This window comes from Acidimicrobiales bacterium (assembly GCA_033344915.1).
Lineage (GTDB): Bacteria > Actinomycetota > Acidimicrobiia > Acidimicrobiales > Aldehydirespiratoraceae > JAJRXC01.
On record JAWPML010000001.1, the window covers coordinates 1,521,461 to 1,545,307 of the forward strand.

The window sequence follows — 23,847 nt, forward strand, 5'->3', positions numbered from 1 at the left end:
GAGTCCCGTCCCTTCTCCGTGACCGGGACTGGCTAGGGTCGCGCTGATGGCCATCCCCAAGACGCTCGGCATCGAGACCGAGTACGCGATCGTCCACAAGGGCACGGAGGAACCGAACCCGATCGCGGCCTCGTCCGTGCTGATCAACGCCTATCTCTTCGCGGCCGGCTACCGCGCCGATCCCAACGCCGACACCGTGCACTGGGACTTCATCGACGAGTCGCCGAGCGCCGACGTGCGCGGCTTCGCACCGATCGGGGCGATGCCGCCCGACGTCGAGACCCATCTCGTCAACGCCGTGCTCACGAACGGCGCCCGCTACTACGTCGACCACGCCCACCCGGAGCTCTCCACCCCGGAGTGCGCGGACGCGCTGTCGGTCGTTCTCTACGACCGCGCGGCCGAGCTGATCGCGGCGGAGTCGATGGTCGCCGCGGTCGACCTGCTCCCGCAGGGCGAGGAGATCGTCCTCTACAAGAACAACAGCGACGGCAAGGGCAACAGCTACGGCTGCCACGAGAACTATCTGGTCGACCGGTCGACGCCGTTCGGCCGCATCGTCAACTACGGCACCGCCCACTTCATCACCCGGCAGATCTTCACCGGCGCGGGCAAGGTGGGCGCCGAGGCCCCGGGCATGCGGGTGGACGACGTCGACTTCCAGCTCACCCAGCGAGCCGACTTCTTCGAAGAGGAAGTGGGCCTCGAGACGACACTCAAGCGCCCGATCATCAACACGCGTGACGAACCCCACGCCGATGCCCGCAAGTACCGCCGGCTCCACGTGATCGTCGGCGACGCCAACCCGTCGCAGATCTCGACCTACCTGAAGGTCGGCACGACAGCGCTGGTGCTCGCCCTGTGCGAGGACGATGCCCTCACCCGCGAGTTCACCTTCGCCAAGCCCGTCCCGACGCTGCGTCAGGTGTCCCACGACATGACACTGCGGGCCCCGCTCGAGCTCGACGACGGAACGACGATCACCGCCCTCGAGGTGCAGTGGGAGCTGTTGGACCACTCGAAGAAGTTCGTGGAGGCGAACGGCACGGAGAACGTCGGCGGCGACGTGGCGCTCGACGTGCTCCAACGTTGGGAACACGTGCTCACCGCGCTGGAGGACGACCCGATGCAGCTGGCCGACCAGCTCGACTGGGTGGCGAAGTACCGCCTGATCGACGGCTACCGCGAACGTCATGACCTCTCGTGGAGCGACGCCCGCCTCCGGGCCCTCGACATCCAGTACAGCGACATGCGGCCCGAACGCTCGCTGTCGGCGAAAGTCGGGCTGCAGACCATCGTGAGCGACGAGGACGCCCGCCGGGCGGCCACCGAGCCGCCGGACGACACCCGGGCCTACTTCCGGGGACGTTGCCTGCAGAAGTTCCCCGACGCGGTGGTGGCGGCGAACTGGGATTCGCTGGTCTTCGACATCGGCACCGATGCGCTCCGGCGTGTCCCGATGATGGAACCATTGCGCGGTACGAAGGCCCACGTGGGTACCTTGATGGACGAGTGCGACTCAGCGGCGGAGCTCCTCCGCCGACTGGGTACCTGAGCGACAACGGAGAGACGCCATGGCCGAGCGTGAACAGATCCGAAAGCCCGCCCCCGAAGAGCGGGAGAGCGACACCGCAGAGGCGCCCGCCGCGTCCGAGCGGGGCGACGAACTCAAAGCCGAACTCGACGACCTCCTCGACGAGATCGACGAGGTCCTCGAGACCAACGCCGAGGACTTCGTGAAGAGCTACATCCAGAAGGGCGGCCAGTAACTCCGTGAACCTTCCGCTCTTCCGGCCCCATGACGATCCCGGGCCAAGCTTCGCGGAGCTGCTGCGACGCAGCGGCTTCGAGGAAGCCGTCACCGTCAACGGGTCGGTTCCCGTCGGCGACTACCGCCACGGGACCACCTGCGTCGCGGTGCGCTACGCCGACGGCGTCCTGCTCGCCGGCGACCGGCGCGCCACCTCGGGCAACCTGATCAGCCACCGCACCCTGGAGAAGGTGTTCCCGGCCGATCGCCACAGTGGTGTCGCGATCGCGGGTGCCGCCGGCCCGGCGATCGAGATGGTCCGCCTGTTCCAACTCCAACTCGAGCACTACGAGAAGGTCGAGGGCGGCCCGCTCAGTCTCGAGGGCAAGGCGAACCAGCTCAGCCAGATGATCCGCAGCAATCTCCCCGCCGCGATGCAGGGCATGGCCGTCGTGCCGATCTTCGCCGGTTTCGACCTCGGACGGGGCGACGGACGATTGTTCGAGTACGACGTCACCGGCGGCCGCTACGAGGAGACCCAGCACGCATCGACCGGCTCCGGCAGCCTCCACGCCGGCACCGTCGTCAAGCTCGGCTACCGCGACGGCATGGATGCGGGCAGCGTCACCGACCTGGCGCTCGACGCCCTGTTCGAGGCGGCCGACGAGGACTCCGCCACCGGCGGTCCCGACCCGATCCGCGGGATCTATCCGGTCGTCGCCGTCATCACGGCCGACGGCTACACCCGACTCGACGACGACGAACTCGCCGACCGCACCCAGGCGCTGCTCGAGCGGCGCCGGGCCCAGTAAGGAGATCGACGCATGAACATGCCGTTCTACGTCGCACCCGAGCAGGTGATGAAGGACCGGGCCGACTACGCGCGCAAGGGCATCGCCCGGGGCCGCAGCCTGATCGCCTTCCGCTTCGACGAGGGGATCGCGATCTGTGCGGAGAACACGTCGTCCACTCTGCGCAAGGTCAGCGAGATCTACGACCGCATCGCCTTCGCCGGCGTCGGCAAGTACAACGAGTTCGACCAACTCCGCATCGCCGGCGTGCGTCACGCGGACCTGAAGGGCTACTCGTTCAGCCGTGAGGACGTGGACGCCCGCAGCCTCGCCAACCAGTACGCCCAGAGCCTCGGCCAGGTCTTCACCCACGAGATGAAGCCGATGGAGGTCGAGATCCTCGTCGCGGAGATCGGCGAGGACGAGAGCGGCGCCGGCGACCAGCTGTTCCACATCCTCTACGACGGCACCGTGATGGACGAGGACATGTCGGTCGTGCTCGGCGGCGAGACCGACACGATCTCCGGACGCCTCGGCGCGTTCGACACCCCACCCGCGCTGGCCGACGGGATCCGCCAGGCCGTGTCCGCCCTCGCCGGCGAGGACCGCACCCTCACCGCGGCTGACCTCGAAGTTGCCGTCCTCCAGCGCGGCATCGGCCGTCGGGCGTTCCGCCGCCTCGGCGACGACGAACTCGCCGCCGCCCTCACCCCCTGACCCGCCCGCCCGCTACCCGCAATCTCTGGTCACGAAAGGGTCGCAATTCGGCCCGGTTTTGCGACCATTTCGTGACCATAGATCCCTCGGTGGGGGAGTGCCGTTAGGTTGTCGGCGTGCAGCGTCGGATCTTCGGGATCGAGAACGAGTACGGGGTCACCTGCACGTTGCGCGGCCAGCGGCGCCTCAGCCCCGACGAGGTGGCCCGCTATCTGTTCCGCCGGGTCGTGTCCTGGGGGCGCAGCAGCAACGTCTTCCTGGGCAACGGCGCCCGTCTGTACCTCGACGTCGGCAGCCATCCCGAATACGCCACGCCGGAGTGTGATTCGGTCCACGACCTCGTCGTGCACGACAAGGCGGGGGAGCGGATCCTCGAGCAGTTGCTGACCTCGGCGGAGGAGCGCCTCGGCGACGAGGGCATCCACGGCGACATCTACCTGTTCAAGAACAACACGGACTCGGCCGGCAACAGCTACGGCTGCCATGAGAACTACTGCACCAGCCGCCGCGACGACTTCAGCTCCTACAGCGAGGTGCTCATCCCGTTCCTCGTGAGCCGCCAGATCTACGCCGGTGCCGGGAAGGTGCTCCAGACGGCGCGGGGCGCGATGTACTGCGTGTCGCAGCGGGCCGAGCACATCTGGGAGGGCGTCTCCTCCGCCACCACGCGGTCGCGCCCGATCATCAACACGCGTGACGAACCCCATGCCGACGCCGAGCGCTACCGCCGCCTCCACGTCATCGTGGGCGACTCCAACATGAGCGAGTACACCAACTTCCTCAAGGTCGGGGCCTGCGCACTGATGCTGCGGATGCTCGAGGAGCCGCAGGTCGTCCTGCGCGACATGACCCTCGAGAACCCGATCCGGGCGATCCGCGAGATCAGCCACGACATGACCTGCACCCGCCGGGTCCGGCTCGCCAACGGACGCGAGGTGTCCGCCCTCGACATCCAGAGCGAGTACCTCACCCGGGCACTGCGGTTCGCGGAGCACCACGAGCTCTCCGAACAGGAGCAGCTCGCGCTGGAGATGTGGGAGTACTGCCTCACGAACCTCGCCAACGACCCGATGAAGCTCGACCGCGAGATCGACTGGGTCATCAAGTACAAGCTCATCGAGAGCTATCGCGAGCGCCACGGCATCGAGCTCAACGATGCGAAGGTCGCCCTGGTCGACCTCCAGTACCACGACGTCAACCGTGACCGCGGGCTGTTCTACCGGATGCAGAAGCGCGGCATGGTCGAGCGCATGGTGACCGACGAAGAGATCTCCCACGCCGTCGAGCACCCACCGGAGACCACCCGGGCGCGCCTTCGCGGCGAGTTCATCCGGCGCGCCAAGGAGCAGAAGCGCGACTACACGGTCGACTGGGTACACCTGAAGCTCAACGACCAGGCGCAGCGCACCGTCCTGTGCAAGGACCCGTTCAAGGCGCACGACGAACGGGTCGAGAAGCTCATCGCCAGCCTCTGATGGACAAGCTCGAACGCCTGTTGAACCTGGCGGCCGCGCTCCTCGACGCCGACCGTCCGCTCACCGCCGACGAGCTGCGCGACCGCATCGGTGGCTACCCGGACGGGAAGGCGACGTTTCGGCGGGCCTTCGAGCGGGACAAGGACGATCTCCGGGCGATGGGGCTGCCGATCGCCGTCGAGCCGGTCCCGGGCTCGGATCCGCCGATCGACGGCTACCGGATGCGGCGGGCGGACTATTCCGGCGCGGAGATCCGGCTCGAGCCCGACGAGCTCGCGGCGCTGCACCTCGCCACCAACCTCGTGCGCCTCGACGGCACCGAGTCGGGACTGATCAAGCTGGGGGCGGGTGGCGAATCGGACGCGGATCAGGTGGGGTACGTCCCGTTCGACGACTCCCTGGCCGTCCTCATCGCCGCCGCGGCCGATCGCAAGGCCGTGACGTTCACGTACAACGACACCGTCCGCACCGTCGAGCCCTGGCAGCTGTCGTTCAGTCGGGGCCACTGGTACCTCGCCGGGTGGGATCGGATCCGTGAGGACGAGCGGCTCTACCGTGTCGACCGCATCGACGGTGAGGTCGAACCCGGCGACGACGCTACCCACGAGGTCGGCAGCGTCGACGATCCCCGGGACCTGCGGGGCTGGGAGCTCGGCGACGGCGACGCCATCCGGGCGCGGGTGCAGATCGACGCCGTGCAGGCCGCCCACGCCCGCCACCTCCTCGGCACCGTCGAGGAGCAGGCCGACGGGAGCGTCATCGCGGAGATGGACGTGCGCAATCCCGAGGCGTTCCGCTCGTTCGTCCTGAGCTTCCTCGACCGCGCGGAGGTGCTCGAGCCGCCGGAGCTGCGCCGGGGCATGATCGACTGGCTGGAGTCGTTCGCATGAGCGCGAAGCTGACCGCGCGGGACCGCATGACGCGGTTGCTCGCGGTGATTCCCTGGGTCGTCGAGCAGGACGGCGCCCTCCTCGACGACATCGCCACACGCTTCGACTACCCGCGTGACCGGCTCGTCGCGGATCTCACCGAGGTCGTGCTCTTCGTCGGCGTCCACCCGTTCACCCCGGACTCGCTCATCGAGGTCGACATCACCGATGACCGGGTCCAGATCCGTTACGCGGACTGGTTCTCCCAGCCCTTGCGGCTGACCCCGGAGGAGGGCGCCCGTCTCCTCACCGCCGGCCGCAGTGTCCTGTCGCTCGACACGGACGCCAACGACGACGGCGGTGACCCCGAACGGGCCAGCCCGCTGTTGCGGGCGCTCACCAAGCTCGGCATGGCGCTCGGCGAGTCCGCCGAACGGGCGGTGGACGTGCGCCTCGGCGACGCCCCGGAGGCGACCCTCGACACGCTGCGCCAGGCCGTGGCCGCCGGCACGCAGGTGGAGCTCGACTACTACACCTACGGACGCGACGAACTCACGACCCGTGTCGTGGACCCCGCCCGGGTCTTCAGCGACCACGGCAACTGGTATCTCCACGGCTACTGCCACCGCGCCGCCGACGAGCGCGTCTTCAGGGTCGACCGTGTGCGAGACGTCCGTCGGCTCGACACCCCGGTCGCGCACGAACTCGAGGGCGGCGGGGGATCGTTCACGCCGGACGGCGACGACCCCCGGGTGCAGCTGCACCTCCCGGCCGATGCCGGCTGGGTCGTCGAGCAGTACCCAACGGAGGCAGTGGAGACGAGACCGGACGGCTCGATCGACGTGGTCATGGCGGTCACGGCGACCCCCTGGCTCGAACGTCTGCTCCTGCGCCTCGGCCCGGGAGCCCGGATCGTCGAGGCCACCGGGACGATCCCCGAGGACCTCGTCCCGCAGGCGGCCGCTCGGGTCCTGGCGCGCTACCGGAGCTGACATCGGCCGCACCGGGAAGGGTGACCGGCGTCGGTCGCACAGGCGGGTACCCTCGTCACTCGTGACCGACAGTGGCTCCCCGGGTTCGGGTTCCGACGAACCTCTCTTCACATCCGTCGGCCCGCGGCCCCGGGGCGGCGCCCCCACCCCGTCGGGGCCGACAGCCGCCGGCGACGGAGACGGCGGCGGATCCGACGATGCGTTCTGGCTCGACGAGACCGCCGAGCCGGAGCCGGAGTCGTCCGGGAAGCTCAACGGCCAGATCCGCACGCTCACCGAGTGGGTCGTCGTGGCCATCGGCGCCCTCGCCGTGGCGCTGTTGATCAAGGCGTTCCTGCTCCAGGCGTTCTACATCCCGTCCCCCTCGATGGATCCGACGCTGCGCAACGACGACCGTGTGCTCGTCAACAAGTTGAGCTACCGCCTCGGCGACGTCGAGCGGGGCGACATCATCGTGTTCGAGCGCCCCGAGGACGTGCCGAGCGACACCGACGACTTCATCAAACGGGCCATCGGGCTCCCCGGCGAGGTGGTCACGTTCAGCGACGGGGCGGTCTTCATCGACGGCCGCGCGCTCAGCGAGGACTATGTGGGCGAACACCTCACCACCAACGATCGGCTGATCCCGGGGTGCGACAACGCGCCGGCCGTGGCCGACAGCTGTCTGGTTCCCGAGGGACACGTTTTCGTCATGGGCGACAATCGCGACGCGAGCCTCGACAGTCGCAGCTTCGGCCCCATCGACGAGGACACGATCGTCGGCCGCGCCTTCCTCAAGGTCTGGCCACTCGGCGACATCGGCTTCCTGTAGCCGGTTCTCAGGCGAAGGTGGCGGCGACCGCCACGAGCCGTTCGACATGGTCGCCGGAGACCGCATCGATGCCCATGTCGATCACGCGGGCGATCTGACGCTCGTAGTGCGCGCCATCCGCGAACGCCAGCACCTCGAAACGGTGGAAGAGCGTCACGTGGCCGCCGGTCCACTCCGCCTCCGGCAGCGCGACCGCGTCCACGCGGCCGGCCGCGAGCTCGGCCGCGCGTCGCTCGGGGCCGAAGGGAAGCGACTTCACACTCGTTGCGTTGACGAGATGGATCACCGGTGAGAGGTCCCGCCATTCGGCGAGCGTCTCGAGCTCGGGATGCGCCAGCCACAGTCGCTCGGCTGCGTCGGCGCGCCGGGCGCGTTCGAGAATCACCCGTGCTGCGTCCGTGTCCGCCACGCGCAGCCGGATGGGCGAGTCCGTCGGGAGTGCGAGCAGTTCGTCGAGGGTGAGCCATCCCGCGACGTCGGATCGGTTCACGTCCGCCGCCCGCCGCCGGGGCAGCCGGCGCACGAGGCCCGTACGGTCCAACACGACCTCCCCGTCGGCGGTGAGCCAGGCATCGGCCTGGAGTCCCGTGGCGCCGAGCTGGAGCGCTCGCTCGAAGGCCTCCCGGGCCTGCTCCACGCCGGTGGTCCGGGCCCCGCGGTGCGCGAACAGGATCGCGTCGTCGAGCAGCGATGGCAGGCGGGTCGGCACCGTCCCATCGTCGCACCTCGATCGCGCGCGGGCACAGGTGGCCGGAGCCGGTGGCGAACTGATCCGAACGGACCACCGAAACCGGGCCCGGGGGCCCTTTACCGGGTCACGCGGCATGCCGATGGAATTCGGCACAGGGGCATCACGAACGGGACTGACAGCGCGACCATGGCAACGATTCGAGCGAGTTGTGAAGAATGCGGCGACGTGGAACTGACCACGGCTGACGTTCGCGTCAGGGTCTGCATCAACGACAACCGCGGTGAGTACAGCTTCCGGTGCCCGACGTGCACCATGACCGTCGTGAAGGCCGCCGAGCCCCGCACGATCGATCTGCTCGTCGCATCCGGCGTCGCGATGGACACCTGGTCCCTCCCCGCCGAGCTCGACGAGACGAAGAACGGCAAGCCCATCACCCACGACGATCTGCTGGAGTTCCACGACAAGCTCCACGACACGTCGTCGTGGAACGAGGCGCTCTCCCACCTCCTCGACGGGTAGGACCCCGCCATCACCGAACGCTCCCGAAGCGGTCGGTAGGTTCGTCCTGTGCCTCTCGCATTGCTCGCCCCCGCGGCGGCGACGGTTCTCTGTCTCGTGGTGCTGGCCTGGTCCATGGCCCGGCTGGACATCGAGCTGCGCGCCCTGCGCTCGTCACTACGGCGCAGCCGGGCGGCCGCGGTGGCCACCGATGACCTCCAGCGGGCGACGCGCACGGTCGTCGAGGAGGCGCACCGCATCGACCATGGTGCCCGCAGCCGCGCCCACGCGCGGCGCAGCCGTCGCTCCTCGACCGCTCGGTAGGATCACGCCATGTTCTCGAACATCGGAGGAATGGAAGTTCTCTTCGTGATGGTGGTCGCGCTCATCGTGCTCGGACCCAGCAAGCTGCCCGATGCGGCGCGCCATGCCGGCAAGTGGGTCACCGAGATCCGCCGCATCTCCGCCGGGTTCCAGCGTGAGTTCCGCGAGGCGATCCAGGAGCCGATCATCGAGGCCGACGCCCGCGCCCGCGGCGCGATCGAGAGCACCAAGAAGGCCGTCGCCGACCCGTTCGTGAACCCCGACCTGGGCGCCGCCACCGGCACCGACGCCACCACGCCGTCCGACGAGACCGACTCACCCGCCGACGATGAGTGACACGGAGACCCGCAACGACGCTCGGATGAGCCTGCTCGAGCACCTCACAGAGCTCCGACGGCGACTCATCATCAGCTTCCTCGCGGTCGCCGCCGGTGCCGTCATCGGCTGGATCTTCTACCAGAACATCATCGACGTGCTGGTCGAGCCCTACTGCCAGGCCGTCGAGGACCGCGAGTCCATCGTTCCCGTCGAGGAGCAGTGCCAGCTCTACGCCCGGAACCCGCTCGAGTTCTTCAACATCAAGCTCGCCGTGGCCGGCTACACGGGTCTCATCCTCGCCATGCCGGTGATCCTCTGGCAGGCGTGGCGCTTCGTCGCCCCGGGCCTGTACAGCCACGAGAAGAAGTACGCCTACCCCTTCATCGCGTCGGCGGTCACCCTGTTCGGGCTCGGCGCCGGCCTGGCCTACTGGAGTGTGCCGAAGGCGCTGGCGTGGCTCATCGATCAGGGCGGCGACAACTTCGAGGAGTTGTTCGCCCCGAGCGAGTACTTCGGGTTCATCATCAAGATGATGATCGCGTTCGGCATCGGCTTCGAGTTCCCGATCGCGCTCATCTTCCTCCAGATCCTCGGCCTGGTGGACAACAAGACGCTGCGCTCCGGGCGCCAGTACGCGATCGTCGGCATCGTCGCGCTCGTGGCGATCATCACGCCGAGCGGTGATCCCTTCACCCTGGCGGTCCTCTCGGTGCCGATGTACCTCTTCTACGAGATCGCGATCCTCTTCGGCCGCCTGCGGATCCGCCGAGCCAAGAAGACGGCCCCGGCCGCGTGAGCGACGCCGACGGTCGCGGCTTTCGTCTCGACCCGTTCCAGGTCGAAGCGATCGGTCATGTCGACGACGGGCGTTCCGTGCTGGTCTGCGCGCCCACGGGAAGCGGCAAGACCGTAGTGGCCGAGCACGCCATCGATCGTGCGCTGGGCGAACGCAAGCGGGCGTTCTACACCACACCGATCAAGGCGCTCTCCAACCAGAAGTACCGCGATCTGGCCGATCGGATCGGGGCGAGCCGGGTCGGGCTCCTCACCGGCGACAACGCGATCAACCCCGATGCCGACGTGATCGTGATGACCACCGAGGTGCTGCGCAACATGCTCTACGAGGGGCGGGACCTGGCCGACCTCGCCACCGTGGTGCTCGACGAGGTCCACTATCTCGAGGACAGCTTCCGCGGCCCGGTGTGGGAGGAGGTCATCCTCCACCTCCCGCTGCACGTCTCACTCGTCTGCCTGTCCGCGACCGTGTCCAACAGTGACGAGGTCGGCGGCTGGCTCGAGTCGGTGCGGGGGCCGACCGCCGTGATCGTCGAGACGACGCGCCCGGTGGAGCTGACGAACCTCTACGCGGTGGGGGACCGGCGGGGAGAGCGGCTGCACGTCGTGCCGACCCTGGTCGACGGTCGGCCGAACCCGGAGGGCGATCGCTTCGACCCCGATCTGCGCCGCTCGCGCGCCGAGCGTCGCAAACACAAGCGACCGCCGTGGCGAACGCCGAACCGGCTGGAGCTCCTCGACTTCCTCGAGGACGGTGACCTCCTTCCCGTCATCTGGTTCATCTTCAGCCGAAAGGGTTGCGACGAGGCGGCCACGGGCCTCGTCCGCAGCGGCGCCCGTTTCACCGACCGGGAGCAGGGCGCGCGCATCCGAGCCATCGCCGAGGAACGACTCGCCGGACTGGACGCAGGGGATCTCGCCCTGCTCGACACCACCGCGTGGCTCGAACGGCTCGAGCGCGGCGTCGCCAGCCATCACGCCGGCCTGGTTCCGGCGTTCAAGGAGGCCGTCGAGGTCTGTTTCGCGGAAGGGCTCGTGAAGGTCGTGTTCGCCACCGAGACCCTGGCGTTGGGGGTCAATCTCCCCGCCCGCAGTGTGGTGATCGACCGGCTGACCAAGTTCACCGGCGAGCATCACGAACTGTTGACCCCCGCCCAGTTCACCCAGCTCACCGGGCGGGCCGGTCGGCGCGGGATCGACGAACGAGGCCATGCGATCGTGCCCTGGTCGCCGTTCACCCAGTTCGACCAGGTCTCGTCCCTCGCCGGAAGCCGGGCGTTCCGCCTGCGCTCCGCCTTCCGACCGACCTACAACATGGCCGTGAACCTGCTCCAGCGACAGTCGCCGGACGACGCGCGGGCCCTGCTGGCCCGGAGCTTCGCGCAGTACCAGGCCGACGCCGGCGTCGCCCGCCTCGAGAACCGCCTCGCCCGCGAGCGGGCCCGGTTGGCCGAACTCCGGGCCGAGGTCGACGACCTGCCCGACGAAGCGGAAACCGAGGTCGCGGCGCCACCGGATGCCGAGGCGATCGCCGACGCCGTCTCCCGCCTCCGACCCGGCGACGTCGTACTGGACGAGGACGGGGAGCGCCTCGCGGTCCTCGGCGTGAGTTGGCGCAAGGGGGGACGAGCCCGGATGCGGCTCGTCAGCCAGCGCAGCCAGGAGCTCCGTTGGGACCTGAGCGAGCTCACCGAAGCTCCCGTCACCGTCGGGCGCATCGACCTGCCGCAGCCGATGGCACCCGAGCGCATCGACTATCGCCACGACGTCGCCGCCCGCCTCCGCCGGGCACGCGGCGGAGGCACCACCCGGGCGCGCAAACGATCGAAGGCCCGCAACGACCCGCGAGCGACGCTCGAACGCCTCGAGCAGGAGGTGAAACATCTCGAACGCAAGGCCCGGCGGGACAAGGGGAGTGTCGCCCGCCGGTTCGACGCGATCTGCGAGGTCCTGCGCGACCGTGGGCATCTCGACGGCTGGGAGGTCTCCGCCTCCGGCCGGATGCTCGGGCGGATCTACCACGAGTCGGATCTGCTCATCGCGGAGGCGCTCGACGCCGGCCTGCTCGACGATCTCGACCCGCCGGCGCTCGCCTCGTTGGTCTCCTGCTTCACCTACGAGCATCGACGCCCGGGGCCGCCTCCCGAACCCTGGTTCCCGGCGAAGGTCGCCAAGCAGCGCTACCGGGACCTCGTCCACCTCGCCGGCGGCCTCGCGGGTGTCGAACGACAGCACGGTGTGCCCGAGACCCGACCGCCCGAGGCCGGGTTCGCGCCCGCCGCCCACGCCTGGGCCGCGGGGGAGGAGTTGGGCGTCCTGCTCGACGACGACGAGGACATGACGGCGGGCGATTTCGTCCGCAACGTCAAGCAGCTGATCGATCTGTTGCGTCAGCTGGGCGAGGTCGCTCCCACGCCCGCCACCGCCCGCGCCGCCCGCCAGGCGGCAGAGGCGATCCATCGTGGCGTCGTGGCGATCTCCGGGTCGGTGGAGGCCGTGTGAGCATCGAGAAGGGCCAGGACTGGGGGAGCCCCGGGGTGATCCCCGATGACGCCGTGGTCGCGGCAACGGACCACGAGGCATCGGAGATCGTCGCCGCGGCGCGGCGGCGCAACGATCCGCTGCCACCGGTGGTCCTGACCGGCGGAGACCTCGCCCGCACCCTCGGCGGCGCGTCGCCCCGCCGAGCCGGCGACGAGGCGACGCTCGTGCCGGTCGATCTCGGCGCCGCGCTGATCGACGGGAAGCTCCACTGGTTCCTGGCCCACCTGGTCGCCCGCCACGGGTGGTGGCGGGGTCGCATCGTGGTCGCGGCCAATGCGGCGTTCCTCGGTTCGTGGAACGTCGCACCCCGTGCCCACCCCGGTGACGGGCTGCTGGACGTCCTCGACGGTGAGCTGTCGTTGCGTGACCGCCTCCGGGCCCGCCGCCGACTGCCGACGGGCACCCACGTCCCTCACCCCGCCATCTCGGTCCGGCGCCGCGACGCATTCCAGCTCGAGTTCCGCCGTCCGACGCCGATCCGCCTGGACGGCGAGCTGGTCGGCAACGCCACCAAGCTGAGCCTGCGGATCGAACCGGCCGCGGTCGAGGTGTGGATCTGAGCCCCACTCGGCCCCCCGCGGGCCGCGTCGGTAGCATGGCCCCATGGACGTGATCGAAGCCAAGCAGCAGGTACGCGCGGAGATCGAACGTCTGACCCCGACACTGTTGGAGATCAGCCACGAAGTCCACGCCAACCCCGAGCTGAACTTCGAGGAACACTTCGCCCACGAGATGCTCAGCGGCGTGCTCGAGGACGAGGGGCTGGACGTGGAGCGGGGCGCCTACGACCTCTCGACCGCCTTCGATGCCCGCGTCGGCACCTCCGGTCCCACGATCGCCGTCTGCTGCGAGTACGACGCACTGCCGGGCATCGGCCACGCCTGCGGCCACAACATCATCGCGGCCGCCGGCATCGGCGCCGGCCTCGCCGCGGCCACGGTCGCGGAGGCGCTCGGTGGCCGCCTGGCGATTCTCGGCACGCCGGCCGAAGAGGGGGGCGGTGGCAAGGAGTTCATGATCCGCGGTGGCGCCTTCGACGACGTGGACGCCGCGATGATGGTGCATCCGGCCGACCACGACCTGCGATCGATGCACACGATCGCGTTCCACACGATGGACGTGGAGTACGAGGGCCAGGCCGCGCATGCCGCGGCCGCGCCCCACAAGGGCCGCAACGCGCTCGACGCAGCCGTACTCGGCTACACCAACGTCGCCGCGCTCCGCCAACACATCCGGCCCGAGGAGCGGATCCACGGGGTGTTCACCGAGGCCGGCGACAAGCCGAACATCGTGCCGGCCCGAGCGGCGGCCGAGTGGTACGTCCGCAGCGCCACCATGGAGTCGCTCGAGCCGCTCAAACAACGCGTCCTCGCGTGTCTCGAAGCCGGCGCGTCCGCCACCGGCTGCACGATGACGCACCGGTGGAACGACCCGCCCTTCTACGACATGATCGACAACACCCCGCTGCTCGATCTGTACTGCGCGAACGCCGAGCAGGTCGGCCGGGTGGTCCATGCGCCGGACCCCATGTCGGTCGTGTCCGGCAGCACCGACATGGGCAATGTCAGCTACGCCGTGCCCGCCATCCACCCCATGATCAAGGTCGCACCGGCGGGATGCGCGATCCACACGCCGGAGTTCGCCACGCACGCCCGCTCCGAGGAGGGCGACCGCGCCGTGATCGACGGTGCGCTGTCGATGGCGCTCACGATCGTGGACCTCTGGGCCGACGCCGAAACCCTCGGGTCGGTCCGCGGCGCGTTCGAAGAGACCCAATAGGCTCACGGTCCGATGACGGTCTACATCGCCGAGGATTTCACCGCCGAAGAGGCCGACATCCTGCGCCGCTACTTCACGAACCTCGACCAACCCGTGTTCGCGCTGGTCAACCTCCCCGAGGTCGTCAAGGGCGCACTGTTCGCCCGCTACTCCCGGTCCCCGCTGAGTCTGCGGCGGCTGTTCCTCCAGGAGTTCGTCGGCGACCTCGACATCGAGGGCGACCAGACCATCGACGCCACGGTCGGCCTGCGGCGGGCCGAGGAACTCTACGACCGGGTGTTCTTCGAGTACGGCGACGATTCCGTGGCCCAGCTGGGCGGCGTGCACCTCGCGTGTGAGCAGGCCAGCAACCTGCTCACCAAGGTGCTCGAGTGGGGGCGGCTCATGGCCTACCTCGAGCAGTCCACCCGCTACATCGCCTACGACCAGCGTCTCGGTGGCCGCTATCGCTACTACCGGGACCCCGAGATCCTCAGCAGCTCGCTCGGCACCCGCTACATCGCCGACATGGACCGGATCTTCGACAGCTACTCGGGTCTCGTGCCGCAGATGCAGGAGTTCTTCCGGGCGACGACGCCGAAGGACGCGTCGGACAGCGACTTCGCGTACCGCACCGCCATCAAGGCCCGGGCCCTCGATGCCATCCGCGGCATGCTCCCCGCGTCCTCACTGTCCAACCTGGGCATCTACGGCACCGGGCAGGCCTACGAGGCGCTCCTGCTGCGCATGCGCTCGCACCCGCTGCCGGAGAGCCGGGCCTACGCCGACCTGATGCTCACCGAGCTGCGCAAGGTCGTGCCGTCGTTCCTCAAGCGGGTGGACCTGCCCGACCGCGGCGAACGCACCAGCGCCTACCTGGCGGACACCCGCGACTCCATGGAGGCCATGGTCGACAGCCTGTTCGGCGACGAGACCGGCGGGGTCGTGGACGACGATGTGGTCGACCTCGTCGATTTCGATCCGGACGGCGAGGTCAAGGCCGTCGCCGCGATGCTCTACCCGCACACCTCCCTGTCGGAGACGACGATCGAGGCGCGGGTGCGGGCCATGTCGGTGCAGGACCGCCTCGACGTGATCACCGCCTACGTCGGCCACCGCGAGAACCGGCGCCAGCGCCCGGGGCGGGCGTTCGAACGCACCGACTATCGCTTCGACATCCTCTCCGACTATGGCGCGTTCCGCGATCTGCAACGCCACCGGATGCTCACGATCGACTGGCAGCCGCTCTCGCCCCGCCACGGCTACGTGATGCCCGACGCGGTTCGGGCCGCGGGCGTGGAGGAGGAGTTCCGCGGGGCCATGGAGCGCTCCTCGGCGTTGCACGGCGCGCTGATGGGGGAGCTGCCGGAGCAGGCGCCCTACGCCGTGGCGTTGGCGTATCGGGTGCGCTACTCGATGCAGTTCAACGCCCGCGAGGCGATGCACATGCTCGAGCTGCGCACCACGCCGCAGGGCCACGAGGCGTACCGCCGCGTGTGTCAGCGGATGCACACGGCGATCGCCGAGCAGGCCGGCCATCACGCGATCGCCGAAGCCATGCGATTCGTGGATCATTCCGGGGAACCGGCACTCGGACGCCTGGACGCGGAGCGCCGGGCCGAGGAGCGTCGCCGCAGCCGCGATCTCGGCTGATATATTGCTGCCTCGGAAGCGGGTGGAGCCGTCCGGAGGCTCCCCGTGCACCCCCATCAGATCTGGCGACCGATCGGCGCAATGATCGTTCTCGTCGCCGCCACGATGCTCGCGACCACCACGGTGGTCATCGAACCGGGCGACACCCTGTCGGCGATCGCCCGCCGCCATGACGTGACCGTGGCCGAGCTGGTCGCCTGGAACGACCTCGAGGACCCGGACCGCATCGTCGCCGGAGCGACGCTCATCGTGTCCGCCCCCGACGCGTCGTCGCCGTCGGCCGTCGGTGACGGCGCCGGCGTGCATGTCGTGACCGCCGGCGACACGCTGTCGGCGATCGCCCGGCGGTTCGGCGTGTCGATCGCCCGCCTCGTGGAGGCCAACGACCTCGACGACCCGGACCGCATCGTCGAAGGCCAGACCATCCGGGTCAACGCGCCCGTGGCGACGACCACGACGACCACACCGGCTCGCACCTACACCGTGGTGGCGGGGGACACGCTCTGGACCATCGCGTCCCGACTCGGTGTCACGATCGCCGACCTCGCGGCCGCGAACGACATCGCGGACATCGACCGGATCCGCGAGGGCGTCGAGCTGACGATCGACGGTGACGCGCCGGCCCCCTCGACCCCGACCACCACGACGACCGTGCCGCCCACCACCGTGCCGCCCACCACCGTGCCGCCCACCACCGTGCCGACCACCACCGTGCCGGCGGGAACCGCGGACCGCGACGCGGACGAGGTCCTGCTCGTCCCCATGTTCGCCCACTGGGCCGACACCTACGACGTCCCCCAGGATCTCCTGGAGGCGATCGCGTGGAAGGAGTCGAGCTGGCAACCCGACGCCGTCGGCCCCACGGGCAACCTCGGCGTCATGCAGCTGAGCCCGGCGACCGTCGAGCTGATCGAGGGCGGACTCCTGGGTCGCGATCTCGACCCGCTCGACGCCGACGAGGCCATCCAGATGGGTGCTCGGTTCCTGCGCTACCTCCTCGATCGCACCCACACCGAGGACGAGGCCGTCGCGGCCTGGGCCCAGGGTCTCGCCAGCGTGCAGGAGGAGGGCATCGGCACCCGCGGCGCGACATATGTCGCCGCGGTGACCGAAATCCGCCAACAACGGGCCTGAACAGGGCACAATCCCGTGTGATCGAGCATCAGAAAAGCGAGTCGTTCGGCGTTGCGCTTCCCGTCGCAGTGTCTATGATCCGCCGCAACCTCTGAGACGCAGGAACCATGGCTGACGTAGATCCACCCGAAGACGAGAGCGACGACGACGAACTCGACGACGACGAGATCGACGCCGACGACGAGTTCGACGGCGAGGAGGACGACTTCGAGGACGCCGACGATGTCGTTGCCGAGGGTGACGACGACGACGACGAAGACGAAGACGATGTCGCGACACCAGCGCGCCCGGGGACCGATGACGACGACGAAGACGATGACGACGACGTCGAGGCGGATCTCGACGCGATCCTGAAGGACCGCATCGCGGCCGGCGACGACGAGGACGAGGACGACGACGAGGACGAAGGCAAGCCGCCCCGCCCCGCGCCGACCCCACCGGGCGAGGCTGAGCCGGTCGTCGCCCGCCAGGAGCACGAGTTCTCCTGCCCGAACTGCTTCCTGCTGGTCAACAGCGCGGCCGTGATCGACGGTGAATGCCCTCACTGCGGAGGGCCGGTCGACGTCCCATGAGCGACGACGATCCGATCGCTGAGCAACTGCTCGATCTGTTCGTCTACGCCCCCATCGGTCTCGCGCTCGAAGCCAAGGAGCTCATCCCGAAGCTCGCCGACCGCGGTCGCGGCCAGGTGGCGCTCACGCGGCTCGCCGGCAAGGTGGCATCGGATCGCGGCGAGAACGAGATGCGGCGCATCATCGAACAGATCGCGTCGGTCGTCGGCGTCGTCCTGACCGGCGATCCCGGCTCCACGGCTCGTCCCGACGAGGCCGGATCCCGGCTCCCGATCGACGACTACGACGACCTGACCGCGCCGGAGCTGCTGCCGTATCTCCCGCCGCTCGACGAGTCCCAACTCGCGGACGTGTTGGCGTACGAGGAGTCCCACCGGGGCCGCGCGACCGTCATCAACCGCATTCGTCAGCTCCAGGGCTGACGATGGAGGTCGACGCGGCGACCGCGGGTCCCGGCGACGTCGCGGACATCGGCGCCCTCGCGGAGGCTGCTGCCGAGGAGCTCACACCCCACCGCGGGGGTGAGATGTGGCGACGCCGGGAAGCCCGTCCCGGTCCCCACGCCGAAGCGATCGCGTCGATGTTGGACGATCCGGCCCGCCACGCCGTCATCGCCGGCCGCATCGACGGCGTGGTGGTCGGCTACGCGATCGCCTCCGTGGAACCTCTGCACGACGGGGAGACCGTCGCGGATCTCACCGATCTCTACGTGCTGCCCGAGGGCAGGGGAGTGGGCGTGGGTGAGGCGATGATGATCGCGGTGACCGAATGGGCCGGGTCGGTCGGCTGCATCGGGATCGATTCGATCGCGCTCCCGGGTGATCGCGAGACGAAGAACTTCTTCGAATCGTTCGGTCTGGTGGCGCGTGCGCTACGCGTCCACCGATCGATCTCCTAACGGCCCTTCCAGACCGGGTCCCGCTTCTCGATGAAGGCCCGCGGCCCCTCGGCGAAGTCCTCGGTGGTGCCGAGTTCGGCCATCGCCGCCGCCGCGGCCTTCATGCCTTCGCGGTCGGTCTGACCCGGCGCATCGAGGATCAGCTGCCGACTGGCCCGCACGGCGAGCGGCGCGTTCGCGCAGATCTGCGCGGCGAGCTCCTTCGCCGCGGTCACGGCTTCCCCCGGCTCGCACAGTCTGTTGATCAGCCCGAAGTGAAAGGCGCGCTCGGCGTCGAGTTCGTCGCCGGTGACGGCCAGCTCCATCGCGATGGCCGGTGGGAGCACCCGCGGCAGCCGGACGAGGCCGCCGGCCGCGGCGACGAGTGACCGCTTGACCTCCGGAATGCCGAACCGGGAGGCGTCGGAGGCCACCCGCAGGTCGCACGCGAGGGCGATCTCGGTGCCGCCGGCGACGGCATGGCCGTCGACCGCGGCGATCAGCGGCTTGGTCCGTTCCCGTAGGACGATGCCACCGAACCCGCCCCGCTTCGTCCCCAGCGAGCCGCCCCGCCCGGCGGCGATCTCCTTGAGATCCGCGCCGGCACAGAACACCGGGCCGTTGTGGGTCAGGATGCCGACCCAGAGATCGTCATCCGCCTCGAGGCGGTCGATGGCGCCCTCGATCGCCTCGGCCATCTCCCCGTTGATCGCATTGCGCGCCTCGACCCGGTCGAGCGAGATGATCGCGACGTTGCCTTCGACGTCGAAGGTGATCACTCGGCGACCTCGGGCGCGGCCTCCGGAGCGGGCGCGACCTCTGGAGCGGGCGCCGGCGGGGGCGGCACCTGCGCCTTCGGAGGAGGAGGCGGCGTGCGACGCCCGCCGCGCTTGCGGGGGGCCGGCGCCTCGACACCGAACGAAGCGGCGATCGCCGGCACCTTCGACGCGTGCTTGCGCACGGCGGCCAGGAGCTGGTCGTTCGGCTTCTCGGGCTGACCCTCGGGCACGACCTGGCCCCGCACGGGCGAGAACGCCACGGCATCCAGCACCGTGGCCCAGCGATCCTGCGTGACCTCGCTCGTCAGCGACGCCGAGGCGGCCGCCGCGAGGCGCTCGGCCATGTCGGGCGGCAGGGGAGCGCCGGCCTTCGGCGGCCGCGAGCTGTCCCGCAGCGCCCGAACGGTGCGGCCCTGGGCGATGTTCTCCGCGAGTTCGTCCAGCCACTTGCGATGCTCGGCGTCCACGCGAGCCGTCAGTCCCTCGCGGAGTTGGTCGGCGAGGGCCCGGGACTCGTCGTCACGGGCGCCGGAGTCGGCAGCCACGACGACGCTGCGGATGTCCTTCACGTCGATCTCGGTGATGCCGGCGAGCGCGGCCTCGGCCCGGTCGCGCCACTCGGCGGCCTTGAGCGACGGCGCGAGCTTCTCGGCGAGCGCGACGAGCGGCTCGGTCTTGATCTTCGGCATGCCTTCGGCGGCCGCCTTCTCGTTCATACGGTCCACGGCCTGTCGCACACCCGGCACGCCGCCTCGCAGCACCTCGTCGGCCAGCTTGTGCTGAAGCGGCGGCAGGGCCTTGAGGGCGGCCTGACGGTGGGTACGACCCGGCCGCAGGCGGGGCGCCTTCGGTCGCGCCGGGGCCTTCGGCCGCTCCCGCCGTTCGCCACGCTCGCCCCGATTGTCGCGGCCGTCACGCCCACCGCGTCCCTTGCGGTCGCCATCGCGTCCGCCCCGGCCGCGTCCACGCTCACCGTCGCGGCCCCGACCGCGTCCCTTGCCCTTCGGGGCGAGGACCTGCGTGACCAGGGGTTCGTCGCGTCCCGAGCCGAGCAGCTCGAGCGTCTCGGGCTGCTTGCGGGCGGTCTTGGGCGGGAAGACCGTCGTGATCTCGAGGCCTTCCATGTAGGCCTCGGCCTCGACCTTCACCACATCGCCGATGCCGACGCCGTCCGGGATCAGCGATCCGTCGAGAACCCCCTTGGGCTTCTTCGCTCCCGCGGCGCGCCACGTCCAGGTGCCGTCGTCGCGTGAAGAGGTGAGTTCGATGTCCAGCCTGCGTGCCACGGGGAGCAACGGTATCGGCCACCGCGCGCCGCGGCGACTCGTTGCGGGGACATGATCGGCGACTCACGAAACCGACGGGCCGGGACCTAGGTCCCTTCTCCTGTCGACCGGCAGGCCGCAAGGTGCAGCGGATGGGCGCGACGGGCGCGCCCGTGATCGGAGAAACGACGTGTCTGTCGCACGAAGAGGAGCGCTCCTCGCCCTCGTCCTGGTTGTCGTCCTGGCCGGATGCGCACCCGACGACGAACTGCTCGGCGAGGTCCAACTCGATGACGTCCCCACGGACGCCGTGGTGCCCCTCGTGGATCTGTCCGAGTTCGCCATCCGGGGCGACCTCACCGTTCCGGCCGGCCATGTCGTGTTGGACGTGCTCAACACCGGCGCGGCGCCCCACAACGTGCAGCTCGCGAACGGCCCTCAGACGGCTGACCTCCAGTCCGGCGAGCACACGCTCCTCGATCTCGGCAACCTCGCACCGGGGACCTATGAGCTCTTCTGCGACATTCCCGGCCACCGCGAGTCGGGCATGACGACGACCTTCACCGTGGTTCCCGAAGCCGACGCGGCGCCGACTCTCATCTCGACCGAGCGCAGCGACGAGCCCGACTGGGCCCATCTCGATGCGGCCATGCTGGACTCGATCCGGGCGTTCCCTGCCGAGACCGAAGGCCTCGGCAACGTGCCGCTCGCGCCCACCATCCTTCCGGACGGGACCAAGGAGTTCGATCTCACGGTCGCCATCACGCCGTGGGAGGTCGAACCGGGCCGAATCGTCGACGCCTGGACCTACAACGGGATCGTGCCCGGCCCCGAGATCCGGGTCGATGTCGGGGACAAGGTGCGGGTGAACGTCCAGAACGACCTGCCCCTCGGCACCGACATCCACTGGCACGGCATCCCGACGCCCAACGACCAGGACGGCGTGGCCCCGATCACCCAGGATCTGATCGAGTCCGGGTCGGACTACACCTACGAGTTCGTGGCCGAGCGAGCCTTGATCGGCATGTACCACGCCCATCACCACGGCCAGATGGCCATCCCCAACGGTCTCTTCGGGGTCTTCACGGTCGGCGAGATCCCGGTGCCCCGCGGCCAGACGGTCAGCGGCATCGAGATTCCCGAGGACCTCGTCATCGACCACGAGATCCCCATGGTGCTCAACGACGCCGGCGTGATCGGCTACTCGTTGAACGGCAAGTCCTTCCCCGCGACCGAGCCCTACGTCATCGAGTCCGGCGAGTGGGCCGCGGTCACCTATTACAACGAGGGACTCCAGATCCACCCGATGCACCTGCACCAGTTCCCCCAGATCGTCGTGGCCAAGGACGGCTTCCCGCTCGACAATCCGTATGTCGCCGACACCGTCAATGTCGCACCGGGGGAGCGTTACACCGTGCTGATCAACCCGAACCTCGAAGGCACGTGGGTGTGGCACTGCCACATCCTCACCCACGTCGAGCGGGACGAGGGGATGTTCGGCATGGTCACCGCCATCGTGGTGACCTAGCGGCGCCGTCCGCCCCTAGCTCGCCGCGCTGACCAGTTGGATCACGAGCACCGCCGCCATGGCCCCGAACGCGACATGGTGGTCGGTGCGGATCGTGCGGATCGCACGGGATGCGGCGTCGGGCTCGGGGAACTCTCCCGCGCCGAGGCGAACCGCGGTGGGCACGGTGCGAGCGATTGCCGTCACGATGCCGATCAGCGCGAGCGGCAACGAGGCGATCGCCACCCATGGCGGGTCGTGTCCGGCCACGATCTGGGTGACGAGTGCGGCCAGCAAGCCCACCATGGCCAGGCCCACGAGGCGGCTCATCGGCGACGCCCCTCGCGTGACCTGGGCGTAGTAGCGGGTCACGCCCTCGATGACGGGATCGGGGAGGGCATCGCCGTCGTGGCCCCGTGCCATCTCGTCGTGCATCAGGTCGAACCACAACACCGCGAGCAGAAAACCTGCGCCCGCGGCGGCGAAGGCCTCCATCAGTGGGCGAGGCGGCGCGGCGAGAAGGCCATGCTGTGGGTGTCCGTCGGCTTCTCGCCCAGTGGCCGGGCCACCTCTTCGACCGACGGGCCGACCGGGATCTCTTCGAGCGGGCCCAGGTCGAAGCCGTAGACGTCCGCCGCGTTGCCGGCCAGCAACGTCCGCAGATCGTCCTCCGACCAGTCGTGGAACGAGTACTGGAGCGACTCGAGCGTGTACGGGTACGTGCCTTCGCGGTGGGGGTAGTCGCTGCCCCACATGACCTTGTCGACCCCGAGGCGTTTGATCGCGTCCGCCTCGTCCGGCGAGGGCATGCTCGCGCCCATCCAACAGTTGCGCTGGAAGTAGGTGGAGGGTGCCTCGGGGATGAGATCGGCGTCCGCGGGCATCTCCCCGACTCGACCCGCACTGGTCATCAGACCCCAGTAGGTGTCCATCCGGGCGAGGACGTCGGGAACCCAGCCGACGGCCTGTTCCGTCATGACGAAGCGAAGGTCCGGAAAGCGTTCGAAGACCCCGCCGATGATGAGATGCCACAGACTCCGGTTGGCGAAGAACGGCACCTCCATCAGCATCAGGAAGTTGCGGCCCGTGGCGCCCTCGATGTCGGGGATCCCTGCGCCGCCGTGCTGGTTGACCGGCAGGCCCGTCTCCGCGGCCGCGGCCCAGACCGGGTCGTAGATCGGATCCCAGAGTGCGGGCACGCCGGCGTCCGGCGGGATGGCCGAGAACAGGATTCCCCTGAGGCCGTTCTCCTTCGCCCAGTGGATGTCCGCCACTGCCGTGTCGACGTCGTTCGGGAAGATCTGGGCGAGCCCGGCCCGACGATGAGGGAGTTCGGCGCACCAGTCCGCGAGCCAACGATTGTGGGCGTGGAGCCCGGCCTGACGGAGTTCGTGTTCGCGTCCACTCGCCGGTGGCCGGACGACGAGCTGGCCGGTGGGGAAGAAGGGCGGCACGGTGTTCGGGAAGATCACCTCGGCGACCTGATGATCGGCCTCGAGCTCGCGCTGGCGGTACTCGGTGTCCCAGTTGCGCACCCGGGTCGGATCGCTCAGGTCACTGAACGGGTTGACGTAGCTCGCGGCCCACTCCTCGAACTCCTCGTGGTGCGAGGACTCGAGATAGTCCTTGTACGCCGCGATGTCGGCACCGGCGTGGCAGTCGGCCGAGATGATCGTGTAGCGGTCCTGCGCCATGACGCGGTTCTAGTGGGAGCAGACGGTGGCCGC

The 23,847-nt window shown here is 69.5% G+C and carries 26 protein-coding genes; 21 read left to right on the forward strand and 5 right to left on the reverse strand.

Annotated features, from left to right (window positions below; translation table 11 throughout):
* The first annotated feature begins 46 nt into the window (after nucleotides 1–46).
* The 8 genes from dop to lepB all read left to right on the forward strand — a co-directional run bounded on the left by dop (nucleotide 47) and on the right by lepB (nucleotide 7,405).
* Nucleotides 47–1,555, forward strand: coding sequence for a depupylase/deamidase Dop (dop, locus tag R8F63_07280; GenBank protein ID MDW3218401.1), 1,509 nt, complete (start codon nucleotides 47–49; stop codon nucleotides 1,553–1,555).
* A gap of 19 nt (nucleotides 1,556–1,574) precedes the next feature.
* On the forward strand, nucleotides 1,575–1,769 hold the full coding sequence (locus R8F63_07285) for a ubiquitin-like protein Pup (protein ID MDW3218402.1): 195 nt from the start codon (nucleotides 1,575–1,577) through the stop codon (nucleotides 1,767–1,769).
* A gap of 4 nt (nucleotides 1,770–1,773) precedes the next feature.
* Nucleotides 1,774–2,562: a proteasome subunit beta gene (prcB, locus tag R8F63_07290; GenBank protein ID MDW3218403.1), complete on the forward strand. Its 789-nt coding sequence runs from the start codon at nucleotides 1,774–1,776 to the stop codon at nucleotides 2,560–2,562.
* Between the two features lie 12 nt (nucleotides 2,563–2,574).
* Nucleotides 2,575–3,258, forward strand: a complete 684-nt coding sequence (gene prcA, locus R8F63_07295) for a proteasome subunit alpha (GenBank protein MDW3218404.1) — start codon at nucleotides 2,575–2,577, stop codon at nucleotides 3,256–3,258.
* A 116-nt stretch (nucleotides 3,259–3,374) separates the two neighbouring features.
* Nucleotides 3,375–4,733, forward strand: coding sequence for a Pup--protein ligase (pafA, locus tag R8F63_07300; GenBank protein MDW3218405.1), 1,359 nt, complete (start codon nucleotides 3,375–3,377; stop codon nucleotides 4,731–4,733).
* On the forward strand, nucleotides 4,733–5,623 hold the full coding sequence (locus R8F63_07305) for a WYL domain-containing protein (GenBank protein ID MDW3218406.1): 891 nt from the start codon (nucleotides 4,733–4,735) through the stop codon (nucleotides 5,621–5,623). The genes pafA and R8F63_07305 overlap by 1 nt, the downstream gene beginning before the upstream one ends.
* Nucleotides 5,620–6,594, forward strand: a complete 975-nt coding sequence (locus R8F63_07310) for a WYL domain-containing protein (protein ID MDW3218407.1) — start codon at nucleotides 5,620–5,622, stop codon at nucleotides 6,592–6,594. The genes R8F63_07305 and R8F63_07310 overlap by 4 nt, the downstream gene beginning before the upstream one ends.
* 61 nt (nucleotides 6,595–6,655) lie before the next feature.
* Entirely contained in the window at nucleotides 6,656–7,405 is a 750-nt protein-coding gene (gene lepB, locus R8F63_07315; GenBank protein ID MDW3218408.1) for a signal peptidase I, read from the forward strand.
* A 7-nt stretch (nucleotides 7,406–7,412) separates the two neighbouring features.
* Here lepB and R8F63_07320 read toward each other — a convergent pair whose 3' ends face one another.
* Nucleotides 7,413–8,114, reverse strand: a complete 702-nt coding sequence (locus tag R8F63_07320; protein MDW3218409.1) for a hypothetical protein — start codon at nucleotides 8,112–8,114, stop codon at nucleotides 7,413–7,415.
* Between the two features lie 207 nt (nucleotides 8,115–8,321).
* On the opposite strand from R8F63_07320, the gene R8F63_07325 reads away from it, so the two are divergent.
* From R8F63_07325 to R8F63_07380, 12 genes are all read left to right on the forward strand, one after another.
* The gene (locus R8F63_07325; GenBank protein ID MDW3218410.1) at nucleotides 8,322–8,615 is read left to right on the forward strand and encodes a hypothetical protein; all 294 of its coding nucleotides are present in this window, start codon (nucleotides 8,322–8,324) and stop codon (nucleotides 8,613–8,615) included.
* A gap of 48 nt (nucleotides 8,616–8,663) precedes the next feature.
* The gene (locus R8F63_07330; protein ID MDW3218411.1) at nucleotides 8,664–8,918 is read left to right on the forward strand and encodes a hypothetical protein; all 255 of its coding nucleotides are present in this window, start codon (nucleotides 8,664–8,666) and stop codon (nucleotides 8,916–8,918) included.
* 9 nt (nucleotides 8,919–8,927) lie between these two features.
* Nucleotides 8,928–9,254, forward strand: coding sequence for a Sec-independent protein translocase protein TatB (gene tatB / locus R8F63_07335; GenBank protein MDW3218412.1), 327 nt, complete (start codon nucleotides 8,928–8,930; stop codon nucleotides 9,252–9,254).
* Complete coding sequence (tatC, locus tag R8F63_07340) at nucleotides 9,247–10,032, forward strand: twin-arginine translocase subunit TatC (GenBank protein ID MDW3218413.1); 786 nt, start codon at nucleotides 9,247–9,249, stop codon at nucleotides 10,030–10,032. The genes tatB and tatC overlap by 8 nt, the downstream gene beginning before the upstream one ends.
* Nucleotides 10,029–12,533: a DEAD/DEAH box helicase gene (locus R8F63_07345; protein ID MDW3218414.1), complete on the forward strand. Its 2,505-nt coding sequence runs from the start codon at nucleotides 10,029–10,031 to the stop codon at nucleotides 12,531–12,533. The genes tatC and R8F63_07345 overlap by 4 nt, the downstream gene beginning before the upstream one ends.
* Entirely contained in the window at nucleotides 12,530–13,135 is a 606-nt protein-coding gene (locus R8F63_07350; protein ID MDW3218415.1) for a hypothetical protein, read from the forward strand. The genes R8F63_07345 and R8F63_07350 overlap by 4 nt, the downstream gene beginning before the upstream one ends.
* A gap of 43 nt (nucleotides 13,136–13,178) precedes the next feature.
* Nucleotides 13,179–14,354 (forward strand): M20 family metallopeptidase, encoded by a 1,176-nt coding sequence (locus tag R8F63_07355; GenBank protein ID MDW3218416.1) that lies wholly within the window; start codon nucleotides 13,179–13,181, stop codon nucleotides 14,352–14,354.
* A gap of 12 nt (nucleotides 14,355–14,366) precedes the next feature.
* Nucleotides 14,367–15,986: an FAD-dependent thymidylate synthase gene (locus tag R8F63_07360; GenBank protein MDW3218417.1), complete on the forward strand. Its 1,620-nt coding sequence runs from the start codon at nucleotides 14,367–14,369 to the stop codon at nucleotides 15,984–15,986.
* Between the two features lie 45 nt (nucleotides 15,987–16,031).
* Nucleotides 16,032–17,120 (forward strand): LysM peptidoglycan-binding domain-containing protein, encoded by a 1,089-nt coding sequence (locus tag R8F63_07365; GenBank protein MDW3218418.1) that lies wholly within the window; start codon nucleotides 16,032–16,034, stop codon nucleotides 17,118–17,120.
* A 107-nt stretch (nucleotides 17,121–17,227) separates the two neighbouring features.
* Entirely contained in the window at nucleotides 17,228–17,692 is a 465-nt protein-coding gene (locus R8F63_07370; GenBank protein ID MDW3218419.1) for a hypothetical protein, read from the forward strand.
* A complete protein-coding gene (locus tag R8F63_07375) occupies nucleotides 17,689–18,114 on the forward strand; it encodes a hypothetical protein (GenBank protein ID MDW3218420.1) in 426 nt (141 codons plus the stop codon). The genes R8F63_07370 and R8F63_07375 overlap by 4 nt, the downstream gene beginning before the upstream one ends.
* 2 nt (nucleotides 18,115–18,116) lie before the next feature.
* Nucleotides 18,117–18,590, forward strand: coding sequence for a GNAT family N-acetyltransferase (locus R8F63_07380; protein MDW3218421.1), 474 nt, complete (start codon nucleotides 18,117–18,119; stop codon nucleotides 18,588–18,590).
* On the opposite strand, the gene R8F63_07385 is transcribed toward R8F63_07380, so the two are convergent.
* Together R8F63_07385 and R8F63_07390 are read right to left on the reverse strand one after the other, a co-directional pair.
* Nucleotides 18,587–19,348 carry a crotonase/enoyl-CoA hydratase family protein gene (locus tag R8F63_07385; protein ID MDW3218422.1) on the reverse strand — a complete coding sequence of 254 codons (762 nt, stop codon included), beginning with the start codon at nucleotides 19,346–19,348 and terminating at the stop codon, nucleotides 18,587–18,589. The two genes, R8F63_07380 and R8F63_07385, sit on opposite strands and share 4 nt — an antisense overlap.
* Nucleotides 19,345–20,634 (reverse strand): hypothetical protein, encoded by a 1,290-nt coding sequence (locus R8F63_07390; protein ID MDW3218423.1) that lies wholly within the window; start codon nucleotides 20,632–20,634, stop codon nucleotides 19,345–19,347. Before R8F63_07390 ends, R8F63_07385 begins: the two co-directional genes overlap by 4 nt.
* Before the next feature lie 169 nt (nucleotides 20,635–20,803).
* Here R8F63_07390 and R8F63_07395 point away from each other — a divergent pair, with 169 nt between their 5' ends.
* Nucleotides 20,804–22,141, forward strand: a complete 1,338-nt coding sequence (locus R8F63_07395) for a multicopper oxidase domain-containing protein (protein MDW3218424.1) — start codon at nucleotides 20,804–20,806, stop codon at nucleotides 22,139–22,141.
* 15 nt (nucleotides 22,142–22,156) lie between these two features.
* On the opposite strand, the gene R8F63_07400 is transcribed toward R8F63_07395, so the two are convergent.
* Together R8F63_07400 and R8F63_07405 are read right to left on the reverse strand one after the other, a co-directional pair.
* On the reverse strand, nucleotides 22,157–22,615 hold the full coding sequence (locus tag R8F63_07400) for a hypothetical protein (GenBank protein ID MDW3218425.1): 459 nt from the start codon (nucleotides 22,613–22,615) through the stop codon (nucleotides 22,157–22,159).
* Complete coding sequence (locus R8F63_07405) at nucleotides 22,615–23,814, reverse strand: amidohydrolase family protein (protein ID MDW3218426.1); 1,200 nt, start codon at nucleotides 23,812–23,814, stop codon at nucleotides 22,615–22,617. Before R8F63_07405 ends, R8F63_07400 begins: the two co-directional genes overlap by 1 nt.
* Nucleotides 23,815–23,847 lie beyond the last annotated feature (33 nt).

Bases quoted from the DNA above. Each gene is read 5' to 3' on its own strand.
- dop (MDW3218401.1), top strand. From the start codon at position 47: ATGGCCATCCCCAAGACGCTCGGCATCGAGACCGAGTACGCGATCGTC.
- R8F63_07285 (MDW3218402.1), top strand. From the start codon at position 1,575: ATGGCCGAGCGTGAACAGATCCGAAAGCCCGCCCCCGAAGAGCGGGAG.
- prcA (MDW3218404.1), top strand. From the start codon at position 2,575: ATGAACATGCCGTTCTACGTCGCACCCGAGCAGGTGATGAAGGACCGG.
- R8F63_07305 (MDW3218406.1), top strand. From the start codon at position 4,733: ATGGACAAGCTCGAACGCCTGTTGAACCTGGCGGCCGCGCTCCTCGAC.
- R8F63_07310 (MDW3218407.1), top strand. From the start codon at position 5,620: ATGAGCGCGAAGCTGACCGCGCGGGACCGCATGACGCGGTTGCTCGCG.
- tatB (MDW3218412.1), top strand. From the start codon at position 8,928: ATGTTCTCGAACATCGGAGGAATGGAAGTTCTCTTCGTGATGGTGGTC.
- tatC (MDW3218413.1), top strand. From the start codon at position 9,247: ATGAGTGACACGGAGACCCGCAACGACGCTCGGATGAGCCTGCTCGAG.
- R8F63_07355 (MDW3218416.1), top strand. From the start codon at position 13,179: ATGGACGTGATCGAAGCCAAGCAGCAGGTACGCGCGGAGATCGAACGT.
- R8F63_07360 (MDW3218417.1), top strand. From the start codon at position 14,367: ATGACGGTCTACATCGCCGAGGATTTCACCGCCGAAGAGGCCGACATC.
- R8F63_07370 (MDW3218419.1), top strand. From the start codon at position 17,228: ATGGCTGACGTAGATCCACCCGAAGACGAGAGCGACGACGACGAACTC.
- R8F63_07375 (MDW3218420.1), top strand. From the start codon at position 17,689: ATGAGCGACGACGATCCGATCGCTGAGCAACTGCTCGATCTGTTCGTC.
- R8F63_07380 (MDW3218421.1), top strand. From the start codon at position 18,117: ATGGAGGTCGACGCGGCGACCGCGGGTCCCGGCGACGTCGCGGACATC.
- R8F63_07400 (MDW3218425.1), bottom strand. From the start codon at position 22,615: ATGGAGGCCTTCGCCGCCGCGGGCGCAGGTTTTCTGCTCGCGGTGTTG.
- R8F63_07405 (MDW3218426.1), bottom strand. From the start codon at position 23,814: ATGGCGCAGGACCGCTACACGATCATCTCGGCCGACTGCCACGCCGGT.